The sequence below is a fragment of the Nakamurella antarctica genome (assembly GCF_003860405.1).
GTDB lineage: Bacteria > Actinomycetota > Actinomycetes > Mycobacteriales > Nakamurellaceae > Nakamurella > Nakamurella antarctica.
The window spans coordinates 2,183,917-2,198,760 of the sequence record NZ_CP034170.1; the positions used below are offsets into that span (position 1 = coordinate 2,183,917).

Below are 14,844 nucleotides of genomic sequence, written 5' to 3' on the forward strand. Positions count from 1 at the left end.
CTCCTCTACATTTTTTGGGGGGCCAACTCTTTCGTAGGGTCGGTATCGCTAGGTCAGTCCATGCCCTTAAAGCGACGACCGCCGACCCTGGCCATTTCCCGGTTGGCATCGCGTTTGGCCATGTCTTGCCGTTTGTCGTACGTCTTCTTCCCTTTGGCGAGTCCCAGTTCGACCTTGGCCTTGCCATCGCTGAAATACAGACTCAGTGGCACCAACGACACGCCTGATTCCTTGAGCGCCGCGCGGAGCTTGCTGATCTGTTGGCGGTGGAGCAGGAGCTTGCGGGGACGCCGAGGGGTGTGGTTAGTCCACGTACCTTGGATGTACTCCTGAATGTGAACGTTGCGCAGCCAGATCTCGTCATCTGAGATGGTCGCGAAGCCATCGACGAGAGAAGCCCGGCCATCGCGCAACGACTTCACCTCGGTACCCATCAAGACCATGCCAGCCTCGTAGGTTTCCAAAATGGTGTAATCGTGGCGAGCCTTGCGGTTCGAGGCGATCGCTTTGCGTCCGGTTTCTTTTGGCATAACCGCTTAAGGCTATCGGTGCGCGCAAATCAGTTTCCGGCCACGCTGGTGGAAGGCTAAAACCTGACCAGGGGTGTGTGGCGCCGGCTCTGGGCGTGCACTAGCTGTTCGTTACAGCCTGACGTACAAACGGAGGGTGAAGTAGGCCGAGATGGCGGCGAGGCCAGCGCCGACTGCGCCGAGAATAGGGCCGACGTAGAAGAAATAGGACTCGTCGACTGCGGGCAGAATTCCGGCTCTGATGGGGGCTCCGAGCGCATCGTCGATGAACCAGATTTTGGCAGCTATCAGTCCACCCAGTGCCAACACCGCACCGATAATGCCTGCCACCACCGCCTCGATGATGAACGGCAGCTGCGTCCGCCATCGCGAGGCTCCCACGAGTCGCATGATTTCTGTTTCGGTCCGTCTGGTGTAGGCGGCAATCTGAACCATATTGGAAATCAGCAGGAAAGCGGCCACCGCCTGCACTATCGCCACGACGATCGTCGCGTTCCGCAAACCGTTGAGCAGGGAGAAAAGCCTTTCCAGGAAGGCACTTTGGTCGCTGACGCTGTCTACTCCAGGCTTCCCGGAGTACTCGTCGATGATTATTTGATAGCGCTCCGGGTCCTTCAGCGTCACGTGCATTGAGGCGGGAAGCGCATCAGCAGACCCGATGTCGAGCAGTTCGGGCTGATTCGCAAACGCAGCTTTGTAGCGCTCATAGGCCTGCGCCTGTGTCTCATAGGACACCCGCTCGACTTCTACATCGTTTTGGATCGACTTCAATAAATCGGCGCAGATAGCGTCGGTGCAGTTGGGGTCCGTTCGCGACTGGTCCGAGGTCAGATAAATGGTGACCTCGACCTTGTCGCCGAAAATTTCCTTCATCTTGTCGGTCATGCGGGCGATAATCAGCCCACCTCCCAACAAGCCCAGGGAGATCCCGGTGGTCAGGATCATCGCGATGGTCATCGTGACGTTCCGTCTCAGGCCGGTGACGACCTCACTGAACATGTATCCGGCTCGCATGTGTTCCTCTCGTGCGCCGCGGTTAATCGTTAGGGGTGCCGACCGGGGTCAGCGACCAACTCCGTAGACGCCGCGGGATTCGTCCCGCACGATCTTGCCGAGTTGGAGTTCGATGACGCGGCGGCGCATCGAGTCGACGATGTGATTGTCGTGGGTTGCCATCAAGACGGTGGTCCCGGTCCGATTGATCCGCTCCAGAAGCAGCATGATGTCACTGCTGGTGTCCGGGTCGAGGTTGCCCGTAGGTTCGTCCGCCAGCATCAGGAGCGGTCGGTTGACGAAAGCACGGGCGATCGCAACACGTTGCTGCTCGCCTCCGGAGAGTTCGTGCGGCATGCGGTTGGACTTGCCCTCAAGCCCCACCAATTCCAACACCTCGGGAACGATCTTCTTGATGTGCGCCCTCGGCTTGCCCGTGACCTCTAGGGCAAAAGCGATGTTTTGATCGACGGTTTTGTTTTGCAGGAGCCGGAAGTCCTGGAATACGCAGCCAAGGGTTCGCCGATGAGCCGGGATCTTCGAGCGGCGTAGCCGATTCATATCGAGCTTGTTGACGGTCAGCTCACCTTTGCTTGGCAGCTCCTCGCGTAGCAACAGACGCAAGAACGTCGACTTGCCCGATCCGGAAGGACCAATAACGAAGACGAACTCCCCCTTCTCGATATCCATGGACACATCGTCCAGGGCGGGTCGAGTAGAGGTCTTATAGGACTTGGAAACATGAGACAGATGGATCACAGAAGAGGACACTACCCGGCACGACGTTATCTTGACGTTACTTTCACCCCGTGTGGCGCGCTCTCTCGATCCCTCATCTCACGCCCTTCTGTGGCTTCGAGCCCCCCGCGCTCTCAAGCCACACCTCGATCCTTAGCTATTGATGGCCTTCAACACGGCCGGGTGCAAGTGCGAATTGGTGGCAAGTGCGCTGGTGGACGTCTGCGAGATGGCAGGGCCGCCTATTTCGGTGAGCCGACCGCCGGCCTCCGTGACGATCGGGACCAGGGCTGCGACATCCCACAGGCTCAATGATGGCTCCAGCGCAACATCTACTGCCCCTTCGGCAACCAGCATGTAGGAGTAAAAATCGCCATAGCCGCGTACGCGCCAGCACGCGCGGGTCAGGTCGAGGAACGTGTCCAATTTGCCCGCCGTTTCCCATTCGGCAAGCTCCGAGAACGACAGATTGGCATCGCCGAGGTCGCGCACCCCCGACACGCTGATGGGGCGTGGCTCTTGGCCCTGGAAGCTGCTGTGCGCGCCGAGGCCACTCGCGGCCCACCAACGGCGTGATAACGCGGGGGCGGACACTACACCGACAACGACTTCGTCATCGTCGAACAATGCGATCAACGTCGCCCACACCGGTACCCCGCGGACGAAACTCTTCGTGCCGTCGATGGGATCGATCACCCACCGCCGCCCGCTGGTGGGCAGGTCGGCGCCGAACTCCTCCCCGACGACCGCGTCATCTGGCCGTTCGGTCGTCAGTATTTTGCGGATCGCAGTCTCAACGGCGAGATCGGCGTCCGAGACCGGTGTCAAGTCCGGTTTGGATTCCACCACGAGATCGCTGGCACCAAAACGCTTCAAGCTAATGGAGTCCGCGGCGTCAGCCATGGTAAGGGCAAGTGCCAAGTCTCGTTCGAGGTCGGAGTGAAGCGCAGCTGCGTTAGTCATAGGAGGTGAGTCTAGGCACCCCTGGGGTCACAGCGGCTAAGGCAGCTTGCATTGCAGCAACCTTCGACCGCACCGGCAGAGTTAGAAACAACAGGCTCGCCAGTCTCCAAGGCGCACTCATTAATAATCGCGCATGCCGAACCGTCGGTCACTCCCGGGGCTACAACGACAATGCTGCTGACTAACGGCTCGAGTTGGTCGTAGTACTTCAAAACTCAAAAACTACCGACGAACCCGGCGAAAATAGGTTTCACAGAGTCGGCGTGGCCCGCAGGCAACGCTCCATTGGGGTTCGGATACGCCAGCATTGTCACCAATGTTGACCCAGGTGGCATCAGTCCCAACCCGCGTGTCGCTTACTTCCGAGGCGACTTCGACGCTCCCACCTTGGTGGGCGGCGAGACCTTCACCTTGAACACCGTCGCCGACGACGGGGTGATCGTGTACGTGAACGGCACCGAAATTGGCCGGTCCAACCTGATCGCTGGCCCGGACAGCCACGACCGTTTCGCTAATTCGACCTTTGGTGGACCCGCCACTTTCAACATTCCCCCCACTCTCATTACCGAGGGCCACAACGAGGTGAGCGCGTCGGTTCACCTGAACTATCGCGCCACCAAAACTCTTGCCTTCGACGCCCAAGTTCTGATGGAAACCCCGCCGCCGGCCGATCCCGCCGTCTTGGAGACGTGGACCGCCCCGTCTTTCCGGGATGAGTTTGATGGTGTTGCCGTCGATACCATCAAGTGGGGTATTAGGGACAAAACCAGCGTTGGGTATGACCAGGCTGTCATCAACGCCTCTCAAGTGAAGGTTGGCGGCGGCGAACTCAGTATCAAAACCCAGTGGCTCCCCGCACCCGTGCAGGGCGCAAACCGCTTGCGCTACTTCAACTCTGGGTATATCGACACCATCGGTGAGTTCTCCCAGCAGTACGGGCGGTGGGCAATGCGGGCGAAGTTGCCGCTGGTGCAGGATGCGTCAAAGAGTATGTGGTCGGCGTTCTGGCTTCGCGACTCTCGTGGTCTCGGTGAAATAGACATCATGGAGGCGTTGGGATCTCCTCACAACCAGCAGAGAACTCAGCCGCAGGGCAGTTTTTCCCGTTCAACCCACGATTCCACCAATCACGAGGCTGGGAAGGTAAGTATTTCCAATTTGATCAAGAAAATGCCTTCCGTTATTGGCGGTCACCACACGTGGGCGCTGGAATGGACCCCCATCGGGATGCAGTTTTTCTACGACGGATCGCTGGTCTACACCGCTACTACCGCCGACAACCCCTGGTTCAACACCGCGTTCACCGACGCAGGTGTCAACGTCCGCATCGACACGCGGGTGGGAAGCAGCTGGATGGGCTTCGCGGACCCGGCCGATAAGGAGCTGACGCGAAACGGTTCCTACGACATCGATTACGTGCGGGCATGGAAGTACACCGCCTAATCCTGGCTAGCAGAGGTAGGTTTGTGCTCTCAAGTACGAGAAAGCAATAGCCAGCTCCCGGGGGGAACAGATGTCGCAGGCCATCGACCATATTCAGTCCGAAGTTCGCGAACTCATCAGGCGGCGTGGATTCGACCCCGTCATCAACCCCAGGTCCGCCCGCGAGCTCATCGACGAAGTGATGAACCACTACGAGGAACGCGCGAGCACGTCTTCACTTCCACCGCTCCTCAACCGGCCCGAACTCGCCCGCTCCGTCTTCGACTCAGTGGCCGGATTCGGCCCCCTCCAACGGTTTCTGGACGACCCTGAGGTAGAAGAGATCTGGGTGAATCAACCCGGGCAGGTCTTTGTCGCCCGCAACGGGCTGTCCGAGCTGACCACCACGATGCTCGCGGCAGGCGAAATCGGCGACCTTGTCGAACGCATGTTGAAACCCTCCGGTCGACGTCTCGACGTGTCGTCGCCGTTCGTTGACGCGCTGCTACCCGACGGCAGCCGGCTGCACGCTGTTATTCCCGACATCACTCGCACTCATTTGTCTCTTAACATCCGCAAGTTCGTCGTTTCGGCACATTCCCTCGACGAACTGGTGATGCGCGGTTCCGTCACGGCACACGCAGCGAGATTCCTCGAAGCAGCCATCACCGCTGGCTTGAACGTCATCGTGGCCGGAGGTACCCAAGCCGGAAAGACGACGATGCTCAACGCCCTCATCAATTCGATACCGGCCACCGAACGCGTCATCACCTGCGAAGAAGTGTTCGAACTCAAGCCCCGGCTGCCTGACGTCGTGGCAATGCAGACCCGCCAGCCGAACTTGGAGGGCAACGGAGAGATTCGCCTGCGACGCTTGATCAAGGAGGCGCTTCGGATGCGGCCGTCGAGGATTATCGTCGGAGAAGTACGCCAAGAAGAGTGCCTGGACCTGCTTATCGCGCTAAACTCTGGCCTCCCCGGGATGTGCAGCGTCCACGCGAACTCCGCCCGCGAGGCCGTCATCAAACTCTGTACCCTGCCCCTATTAGCAGGGGAAAACGTGACTGCCGCGTTCGTGGTACCGACGGTGGCCGCGTCGGTAGACCTCATCGTTCAAGTAGGGATGGACCACACAGGGTCGCGCACGGTCCGTGAGATCGTCGCGCTACCAGGCAGGGTCGAAAATGGAGTCGTCGAGACTGCTGACATCTTCACCACCCGCGATGGCGTACTGGTCCGAGCTGACGGCTACCCGCCGCACTTCGATCGGTTCCAGCGGCACGGGATCGATCTCGCGGGGCTTCTGGCTGATTAACAAGGGCGTCATCCTCGCCCGTGCGGCCATCCAACACACTGCGGAACCGCATGGCGTTTCACATCTTCTGCACATCCCACGGCTTTACGTTTCAATTTCCCAGCAAATGTTGAAGGTCGAAGAACACGCCGATATGACGTGTGCGCGCCCCTGCAGAGAGAAAGTGGCTGTATGTCTCATCCGCTCAGCTGGTCGTTATTTTCTGGACCGCTTCCTATTCTTCTGTGGATCACGGCCGCGTTAGCTCTCATTTTCTTGGGACGCCTCGTGACTAAGCGCTTACCTCGGCGCCTTATGCTGACTGTCTCTGTAGTCGCTCTTCTTGGCACGGCCACTGCTGTGGCGCTCTTGGCGTGGATTGTGGACGATGTGTGGCGGCCCTTTCCGGAGGCCTTACCGATAGAGGTACTCGGCTGGCTGGGCGTGGCAATTCTGGGAATTGGTCTCGGAATCGCCGCGATCTGGAAAACAGCAAGGCGGTGCGCGGGGACGCACCAGCTAATCGAACAGCCTCGGCGACTGCACGGTAGAGCGAAGAGGTCGGTGGCCCGCAGAGAAGCGGCGTGGCAGATCCCGATGGCTATCCTGGCCGCTGTCGCCATGGTTCTGGCTGGTCTCAACCAAGTCAATCGGTTCTACGGTTACTACCCCACCACCGAAGCGGCCCTGGGGCTGGCTTTGCCCCAGGAAGCACCCCTTCCCCCTTTTATCCCTGGCACTGTGGCTTCGAGCACACAGTCCACGCCCGCTATGTCGCCCTCGCAGGCGGATGGAACGGCGACATCAGCGAACGGCTCCCCTGCCGCGGGACCTCGCTCGTCAACGCCGTCTACGGTGACCACATCTGCACCAACTCCCCCGCCGAACGCGCCTTCTGCCGAGGTGACACCGCCGCCAGCGCCGCCCACTCCAGCGACCTGGGTGCCCCCCGTTGACCTCCCCAAAGCTGGCACTCTCACCCAAGTTGACATCCCCGGCACAACTTCTGGTTTCGCCGCACGTCAAGGATGGGTGTATCTGCCGCCGGCTTATCTGACCGCAAATCGTCCCCTGCTTCCGGTGCTGATGCTCATACCCGGGCAACCGGGTGACCCTCGGGATTGGCTGAATGGGGGGCAGGCTGCGGCCACCATGGACGCCTACGCTGCAGCGCATAAGGGGCTTGCGCCGATTGTGGTGATGCCGGATCCGCTTGGGTCAACCACCGCGAATCCGCTGTGCGCGGACACCGCATTCGGTAAGTCCGACACGTATTTAACTCAAGATGTTCCCGCTTGGATTTCCCAACATATCCAGGCCAACCCCGACACATCCCTCTGGGCGGTGGGTGGGTTTTCCTTCGGTGGAACCTGTTCGGTGCAATTAGCGGCAGCCCACCCGAAGCTGTTCCCGACGTTCTTGGATATTTCTGGCCAAGATGCACCGACGCTCGGCACGAAGAAAGAAACGATCGACAAGGCTTTTGCTGGCGACGTCGAGGCATATGCCAAGGTGAACCCGATCGACCTGTTCGATAAAGCTGCCGCTTCGCTGGCGACGTCCCCCTACATCGGCATGGTCGGATTGATGGGGATTGGCGAGGCAGATCATACCTACGGACCTGAGCTGCGAAAGGTACGGGCTGCCGCTGAGAGCGCGGGGGTGAAGGTCGCGACGCTCCAAGTTGCGGGTGCTCACGACTGGTATGTGGCATCCGCGGCCCTCAGCCAAGCAATGCCGTGGCTCGGCGGCAGGATGGGTCTTACCGGACCCGTGCCGTTGCCTGCCACCTGAGGACAAACAGCGCGGGAGGATCACGCCAACTCTTTACCGGCTGCTCTCCTGTACCGTCGGACTCTGCACTTGCCGACGGCCCGGCCGTCTGTGCCTATCGGCACACACCACTCCGACCAGCATGAAGAATGCGATCGACATGAGCTCGATTCACGTCACCGTCAGCGAGATTTACAGGTTCGCGGGGGTATCGGAGCGACTGCGCTCAGCTGACTGCAATGCGTGTGGGTACGCGCGGGCATGGAATCGAAAATGACCATTCGATCCTCTCTTGCCGGCTTCGAACTCGCGACCCGTCCAGTGCACCCGGGAACGAAGGCGGCTCTTGCCCGCCGGTGGGCCGAACTCCCCGCCGGGGCCCGCACCAAATCGCAGACGTTGGGCCAGCATGCAGTCGGATGCGAAGGCACCCACGGAGTTTTCCCGAAATGCAACCTTGCCTGTACTCCGTGCTACCACTCTCGAGATGCTAACCAGGTGGCTGTAGACGGTGATCACACCCGCACAGCGGTGGCCGAACAAATGGCGCTGCTCCAACAGATCCGCGGGCCACGGGCCCATGCACAGTTGATCGGGGGCGAGGTCACACTCCTGCCGCCAGATGACCATGCCGCTACTTTGCGCACCATGCGGGACGCTGGCCGCGAACCGATGAGCATGACCCACGGGGATTTCGATTACGACTATCTCGAGGCTGTCGCGCTCGGCTCAGATGGCAAGCGCCGACTCGACCGAATGTCGTTCGCCGGTCACTTCGACATGTTCATGTTTGGACGGCGGGGTATCGCTCGGCCAGCCGACGAAGCCGCACTCACCCCCTACCGTCAAAAATTTGTCGACATGTTCCAACGTCTTGAAACTGACCACGGGGTGCGGCACTTTCTGGCGCACAACATGACGGTGACGCCCCGCAATCTCGACCAGATTGCCGGGGTCGTTCAAACCTGCCACGCGATGGGCTTTGGGTTGTTCTCGTTTCAACCCGCGGCCTTCGTCGGCGACGACCGACGATGGCACGACGGATACCGCGCCATTTCCGATGACGACGTGTGGGCAGAAATAGAGCGCGGCGCGGGCACTCGGCTGCCTTTCAAGCCGTTGCAGAACGGCGACGAACGCTGCAACCGGACCGCGTACGGCTTTTACGTTGGCCCGCAATGGTTCTCGATCCTTGACGAGAACATTCCGGCTGATCTGCGGTTGCGAGATGCCTTCATGTCTTACCTCGGCGGGGTCAACTTTTCTGGCACGCCTGCGCCATTGTTGATCGTCAAGGTGCTCAGGAGTGTGGCCCGACACCCGTCCCTGGTGACCAAATTCGGCGGCTGGTTGATCCGAAAGGCTCGTGATGTCAGGAGCGATGTGGGGTTAAAGATGATTCTTACCAACAAAATTCGTCCCGTCACTTTCGTCATGCACTCTTTCATGGATGCCAAAGACGTAGCACCGGCGTGGGCTGCGATGCAGCGGGGTGAACAGCTCACTGACCCCACACTGCGGGCAACGCAGGAGCGTCTTCAGGCCTGTAGTTACGCGATGGCCCACCCGGAGACTGGCGAACTGGTGCCCGCGTGTGTGCAGCACGGAGTCCTGGACCCGGGTGAAAATGTGGCGCTGCGAGCGCTTTTGCCGCTCGCCCCGGTTACAAGCAACCGAATTAAGCATGCTTGACCGACGCGCGCGAGCTCTTCTTACCCCCTCCCTGGACGCCGCTGCCGCAAGGCTTGCCGCCCTGGGGGTTCCCGCCTTGGCCCTTACCGGGGTGGGTTGGCTGCTGGGGGTAGGTGCCTGCGTGGCCGCTGCATTCGGCGGGTGGCTCCTTGCGCTCGCTCTGTGGCTGGCCAACCGTCTATGTGACGGGTTGGACGGACCGGTGGCCAGGCGGCGCGGAAGTACCGACCTCGGCGGGTTTCTCGATCTCTTAGCCGACTTCAGCATCTACGCCGGTTTCGTCCTGGCCGTTGGCATCGCGGCGCCGGACGCCCGGGTCGCCTGCCTGGCGCTGTTGGTGTCCTACTACCTGTCCGGAACGGCCTTTTTGGCGTTGTCCTCCCTCCAGGAGAAGCGCAAAGCAATCGCCCCCGACAACAGGTCACTCCAATTTGTTGGTGGATTGGCCGAAGGCACCGAGACTGTGATCGTCTACTGCGTGTTCTGCCTTTTCCCCGGCCACGCCCAGGTCATCGCCTGGGTGTTTGCTGCAGCTGTACTCATCACCGCACTCCAGCGAGTTCGATTTGCCGTCCTCACCCTTCACACCCCTTCCTCACCGCGGAGAACATGACCTTGCGCATCACAACGACCTTCCCGAAGCCCTCCACCTTCGTGTGGCGCGCCGCAGTAGCTATCGCTGCGACGGTTCTCGCAGGATGCAGCTCGGGCGCCGCCGGCAACCCGTCAGCCAGCAATCCATCATCTCCGAGCGCCGCTGCAGGCTGGGATGCCGTACTCGCCCAGGCTCGGGGGCAGACCGTCAACTGGTACATGTACGGCGGCGATGACGTGCTCAATGGTTTTATCTCGGGGTTCCTCACCACAGCTCTCGCCGTCGACGGCGTCACACTCAACCAGGTGAAGATCACAGACACCAAAGACGCGGTAAACAAGGTGTTGGGTGAGCTGCAGGCGGGCCGAACTGCCGATGGTTCGGTGGATGCGATTTGGGTGAACGGCGTGAACTTCGCTACGGGCGTGCAAGCAAACATGTGGGACTGCGGATGGACCCCCACCCTGCCGAACGCTCGGTATGTCAATTTCGACGACCCTGCCGTCGCCAACGACTTCGGTACCCCTGTTAACGGGTGCGAAGCCGTGTGGCAGCAAGCCAACTCGGCACTGGTCTATGACAGCTCTGCGTTAGGCGCCAGTGACGTCGCTTCGGTGACCTCGCTCCTGTCCTGGGCGGCGGCGCATCCAGGCCGTTTCACCTACCCGGCGCTGCCTGACTTCACCGGATCAATGGCGGTCCGCACCATCCTTTACGACCAGCTCGGCGGGCCTGCTGCCTTGGCCGGATCGTTCAACGAGCAGGCCTATTCCTCGGCCACCCAGAAGCTGTGGCCCACCCTGAATCAGATCGAGCCGTCCCTGTGGCGCGGCGGGTCCACCTATCCGCAAGATCAAGCAGCAGTCGAAAAACTATACGCAGCAGGGGAAATCAGCGCATTCTTCACCTACGGGCCGGGCGCGACGGGAGCGCAGGTAGCGGACGGCGTATTCCCCGCATCGACACGGACTGCCGTTCTCTCGGGCGGCAACATTGCTAACCGCAGCTTCCTCGCAGTGCCCGTCAATGCCGCACATCGAGCGGCAGCTTTGGTACTTGCCAACACGCTCCAGGCCCCAGCAACCCAACTCGAGTTGCTCCGTGCCACTGGGACTAACCCCGGAATCGACTTGGCAAAGCTTGACGCAACAGATCGGGCAGCGTTCGCTAGCGTTCCAACGCCCGCATCCGTACTTCCAGTGCAAGAGCTGACCAAGAACACCCAGCCCGAACTGGCCGCACAGTATATCGCGCGGATCGAAAAGGATTGGGCCGTTGAAGTTTTGCAGAAGTAGCGTGATCCAGTGAAGGTAGCGGCGCTGTCGCGGCGCACTCTCACCCTCAGCGCGCTGTTAGCTCCGGCGGCCCTCGTGGTGCTGGTCTTTTTTGGATCTGGCGTTATCCAAGCGCTCGCCCAGAGCTTCGGCTATCAACCCCTTCTCACCGGTTGGCGGTGGTCGACTGCGGCGTATCAGGACTTGTTTTCCGACCCGACCGTACAAGCCTCGGTGTGGTTGACCCTGCGGGTTGCAGTAATTCCCACCCTTTTATCAGCAGTACTGGGGATAGGTGCTGCGTTACTCATCCGTCGGTTAGGTCGAGGCAAACGATGGATAGCAGCGGTCTTCTCGGCCAACCTGGCGGTTCCGCACTTGGTTGGAGCTCTCTGCATGACGTTGTTGCTCGCCCAATCCGGACTCGCATCCCGGGTCGGGTTTGCCTTGGGACTGTCCTCCAGCCCCGCGGATTTCCCTGCACTGACCCAGGACGGTTTTGGGGTGGCAATCATGGCGGAATACGTCTGGAAAGAAACACCCTTCCTCGCTGTGATCGCGCTGGCTGCGTTGGGGCGCGGGGTGACCGAATTGGAGGACGCCGCGCGGGCCCTCGGAGCAGGGCCGTGGCAGCGGTTCCGTAGCGTGACGCTGCCCATCATCGCTGGCCCGGTTGCCGCAGGCTCGGTGTTGGTGTTCGCCTTTGCCGCCGGTTCCTACGAGGTGCCATATCTGCTGGGCCAGCCATACCCAGCGACGCTGCCCGTGGTCGCGTTACAGAAGTTTCAGGACAGCGACCTCACCTCACGGCCGCTGGCAATGGCGGTATCAGTGCTCATTGTGGGATTCAGTGTGGCTCTTGTCGCTGGATACCTGTTTCTTGCCGGACGAGCGAGCAGGCGAACCCTGTGAACACCCCCACGCCTCCGCCCCTTGACTCTCGCGCTCGCCGGGGCCGGAGCGCCGCAGTTGGCGGCGGTGCGGCGGTGCTCGTGGTGTTCGCGTTACTCCCGATCCTCGCGCTACTGATCTGGGCAGTTGCTGGTCAGTGGCGCTATCCGGATCTGTTGCCCCGGTCGTTGAGCATGCGGGCTCTTGAGCGGCTTTTCGATCCGCGGCAGCAGATCATCACCGGACTGCTGACGTCGCTAGGGGTGGCCGCCGCGGTCACCATTCTCGCCTGCGGGATCGGCTATCCGGCTGGCCGAGCACTCGGCCTTTACCGGTTCCGCGGGAGGCGCTTGGTGCAGTTTTTTCTGCTTGCACCGGTGATTGTGCCTGGAGTGGCAGTGACTTTGGGAATCCAGGTGTTTTTTATCCGGTTCAACCTTGCCGATACCGTGGTGGGAGTAATCGCAGTCCAACTCATGCCCACGGTGCCATACGCGGCCACCGTGTTAGCGGGTGCATTTGCGAATTTCGACCCGGACTACGAACGACAAGCCCGCGCCCTCGGCGCCCGGCCGTGGCGAACATTTCTGCACGTCACCTTCCCTATTTTGCGGCCGGCGCTCATTCTGGCAGCAGTGTTTACCTCCCTCATCTCCTGGAGCGAATACATTTTGACCTTTCTCATCGGCGGCGGCCAGGTGAAAACTCTGCCACTGCTGTTGTTTTCAGCTCTGAGCACCTCAGATACCAGCAGCGCGGCCGCACTGGCCGTGCTGCTGGCGCTGCCCCCGCTGCTACTGGTGGCCGTTACCTCTCGCTGTGTGCGCAGCGGTTCGGTCGCAGCAATTGGATTTGCTCGACTATGACAACGAACTTTGAAAAAAACCCGCCGCCATTGCGCCACCACGGTGCGCCGAGAGTCGACATCGTCGGTGTCAGCAAAGCTTTCGCTGCGGTCCCAGCCGTCGTCGACCTCGACCTGCATTTGGTGGCCGGGTCGCTGACTGCGCTGCTGGGTCCCTCCGGATGCGGCAAGAGCACCACTTTGGCCATGATTGGCGGACTGACGAGTCCGGACTGCGGGGAGATTTTCGTCGATTCCTACCCCGTTACGAGAATGCCCGCGGAGGACCGACCGACCGGGTTGGTGTTCCAAAAGCCTTTGCTCTTCCCACATCTGACTATGGAGCAGAACGTCGCCTTCGGCCTGCGGATGCGTGGACTGCCCCGTACCCTGATCCGCCACCGGGTCGGTGAGATGATGGAAAGAGTGCAGCTTGCCGGTCTCGGAAAACGGCGGGTGGGGGAGCTATCTGGCGGCCAAGAGCAGCGCGTCGCGCTTGCCCGCGCTTTGGTGCTGCAGCCCCCTGTCCTGCTGCTGGACGAGCCTTTTTCCGCACTTGACTCCGCACTCCGATCCCAGATGCGGTTGCTGCTGCGGGACTTGCACGCAGAATCAGAAATGACGACGTTGTTCGTCACCCATGATCAGGCCGAGGCCGTCGAAGTGGCCGACTCCATCGCGCTGATGTTGGGCGGAGCACTGCAGGGAATCGGCGCGCCGCAACAGTTCTACCTGAACCCGCCGTCACTGGCTGCCGCGCGTTTCTTCAACGTCACCAACGAATTGCCCGGCGCCGTAGCAGGGGGGTGTTCGTCGAGCCGCGGAGCGGTTGGCGATCTCCCGTCACCATGGCCGACGGCGCCGCTGTTGCCGTCATCAGACCTGAACGTCTCATGTTGCGCGAGAGCATCGTCGGCAATCGTAGCGCCCCGAATACAGCGTGCTGGGCCGGCACTATCAGTGCCATCAGATTTGCTGGAAGCCACCTTGCAGTGGAAGTCACGCTGGTCGATGGGGCTACTTTGCAGGTGCACTCCGCCCTCGGCACGCCAGGGGCTCCGGGCCAGGCCGTCAGCGTCTTTGCCGCCGACGATGCTGCGATCACCGTGGTGGGGCGATGAGCGCGCCTGAACCCGTGGTGGAGCCGTGTGCCGCCGCGCCGATGAGCCGGTCGCTGCGCTGGCAGTTGATCGGAATAGCTGCGGTTGCCATCATCGTCATCACCGTGACAGTTACCGTTGGATTGCCGGACCTGGCGCAGTTGCGCAACACATTCGCGCAGTACCCGAGGTGGATAGCGGCGCCTATTTTTGCCGGGGTCTATGCGGTTGCGACATTGTCCCCGCTGCCGAAGACGGTCTTCAGTTTGGCCGCTGGCGCTCTGTTCGGTCTGCCTCTCGGACTGCTTGCCGTGTGGGTCGGCACCAATCTTGGCGCGGTCGCAGCCTTCGCAATCGGCCGAGCGTTAGGCAAGGACGGGTTACACCGCGTACTCGGTAAGCGGGCGAAAACGATGGATAAGTACCTGGAGCGTAAGGGGTTTGCCACTATTTTGGCCGCGCGGCTGATACCGATCGTGCCCTTCACCGTTGTTAATTACGCCTCGGGCGCCGCATCAATCGCGTTGCCCGGGTTTGTTGCTGCCACCGCGCTTGGCGTGTTGCCAGCGTCCACCGCGTACGTCAGCGTCGGCGCTTTTGGCGTCAACCCAAATTCCTGGCAATTTTGGTCCGCAGTGGGTGCGCTGACGGCGTTGACGGTGGCAGGTTGGATTGCGGTGGTCATGAGGCGCAGGTCCGCCGCACGTCGCGCTGCAGAAGTGACCGAATTGTAGA

At 61.0% G+C, this 14,844-nt stretch carries 14 protein-coding genes and 1 pseudogene; 11 read left to right on the top strand and 4 right to left on the bottom strand.

The annotated features are described in order from the left end of the window. Positions 1 to 53: 53 nt before the first annotated feature. The 4 genes from smpB to hisN all read right to left on the bottom strand — a co-directional run bounded on the left by smpB (position 54) and on the right by hisN (position 3,224). Complete coding sequence (gene smpB / locus EH165_RS09610; protein ID WP_124799266.1) at positions 54 to 530, bottom strand: SsrA-binding protein SmpB; 477 nt, start codon at positions 528 to 530, stop codon at positions 54 to 56. Between the two features lie 111 nt (positions 531 to 641). Further along, entirely contained in the window at positions 642 to 1,544 is a 903-nt protein-coding gene (ftsX, locus tag EH165_RS09615; protein WP_124799267.1) for a permease-like cell division protein FtsX, read from the bottom strand. Positions 1,545 to 1,592: 48 nt separating this feature from the next. After that, on the bottom strand, positions 1,593 to 2,282 hold the full coding sequence (gene ftsE / locus EH165_RS09620; protein ID WP_124800432.1) for a cell division ATP-binding protein FtsE: 690 nt from the start codon (positions 2,280 to 2,282) through the stop codon (positions 1,593 to 1,595). A gap of 132 nt (positions 2,283 to 2,414) precedes the next feature. Beyond that, positions 2,415 to 3,224: a histidinol-phosphatase gene (hisN, locus tag EH165_RS09625; RefSeq protein ID WP_124799268.1), complete on the bottom strand. Its 810-nt coding sequence runs from the start codon at positions 3,222 to 3,224 to the stop codon at positions 2,415 to 2,417. Positions 3,225 to 3,509: 285 nt separating this feature from the next. Here hisN and EH165_RS09630 point away from each other — a divergent pair, with 285 nt between their 5' ends. The 11 genes and pseudogenes from EH165_RS09630 to EH165_RS09675 all read left to right on the top strand — a co-directional run bounded on the left by EH165_RS09630 (position 3,510) and on the right by EH165_RS09675 (position 14,843). Then, positions 3,510 to 4,667: a glycoside hydrolase family 16 protein gene (locus EH165_RS09630; protein WP_124799269.1), complete on the top strand. Its 1,158-nt coding sequence runs from the start codon at positions 3,510 to 3,512 to the stop codon at positions 4,665 to 4,667. 70 nt (positions 4,668 to 4,737) lie between these two features. Then, positions 4,738 to 5,961 carry a TadA family conjugal transfer-associated ATPase gene (locus EH165_RS09635; RefSeq protein WP_124799270.1) on the top strand — a complete coding sequence of 408 codons (1,224 nt, stop codon included), beginning with the start codon at positions 4,738 to 4,740 and terminating at the stop codon, positions 5,959 to 5,961. A 171-nt stretch (positions 5,962 to 6,132) separates the two neighbouring features. Further along, positions 6,133 to 7,734 carry an alpha/beta hydrolase gene (locus EH165_RS09640; protein ID WP_124799271.1) on the top strand — a complete coding sequence of 534 codons (1,602 nt, stop codon included), beginning with the start codon at positions 6,133 to 6,135 and terminating at the stop codon, positions 7,732 to 7,734. A 252-nt stretch (positions 7,735 to 7,986) separates the two neighbouring features. Further along, entirely contained in the window at positions 7,987 to 9,405 is a 1,419-nt protein-coding gene (locus EH165_RS09645; protein WP_124799272.1) for a radical SAM domain-containing protein, read from the top strand. Continuing rightward, positions 9,398 to 10,018, top strand: coding sequence for a CDP-alcohol phosphatidyltransferase family protein (locus EH165_RS09650; RefSeq protein ID WP_124799273.1), 621 nt, complete (start codon positions 9,398 to 9,400; stop codon positions 10,016 to 10,018). The genes EH165_RS09645 and EH165_RS09650 overlap by 8 nt, the downstream gene beginning before the upstream one ends. Then, the gene (locus tag EH165_RS09655; RefSeq protein ID WP_124799274.1) at positions 10,015 to 11,295 is read left to right on the top strand and encodes an ABC transporter substrate-binding protein; all 1,281 of its coding nucleotides are present in this window, start codon (positions 10,015 to 10,017) and stop codon (positions 11,293 to 11,295) included. The genes EH165_RS09650 and EH165_RS09655 overlap by 4 nt, the downstream gene beginning before the upstream one ends. Positions 11,296 to 11,304: 9 nt before the next feature. After that, positions 11,305 to 12,186 (top strand): ABC transporter permease, encoded by an 882-nt coding sequence (locus EH165_RS09660; protein ID WP_124799275.1) that lies wholly within the window; start codon positions 11,305 to 11,307, stop codon positions 12,184 to 12,186. Then, entirely contained in the window at positions 12,183 to 13,031 is an 849-nt protein-coding gene (locus EH165_RS09665) for an ABC transporter permease (protein WP_124799276.1), read from the top strand. Before EH165_RS09660 ends, EH165_RS09665 begins: the two co-directional genes overlap by 4 nt. After that, a pseudogene (locus EH165_RS16845) lies at positions 13,028 to 13,546 on the top strand (ABC transporter ATP-binding protein); the annotation flags it as partial. The gene EH165_RS09665 and the pseudogene EH165_RS16845, both read left to right, overlap by 4 nt. Positions 13,547 to 13,902: 356 nt before the next feature. Beyond that, positions 13,903 to 14,130: a TOBE domain-containing protein gene (locus EH165_RS16850; protein ID WP_422392148.1), complete on the top strand. Its 228-nt coding sequence runs from the start codon at positions 13,903 to 13,905 to the stop codon at positions 14,128 to 14,130. After that, positions 14,127 to 14,843, top strand: a complete 717-nt coding sequence (locus EH165_RS09675; RefSeq protein ID WP_124799278.1) for a TVP38/TMEM64 family protein — start codon at positions 14,127 to 14,129, stop codon at positions 14,841 to 14,843. Before EH165_RS16850 ends, EH165_RS09675 begins: the two co-directional genes overlap by 4 nt. Position 14,844: the final 1 nt, after the last annotated feature.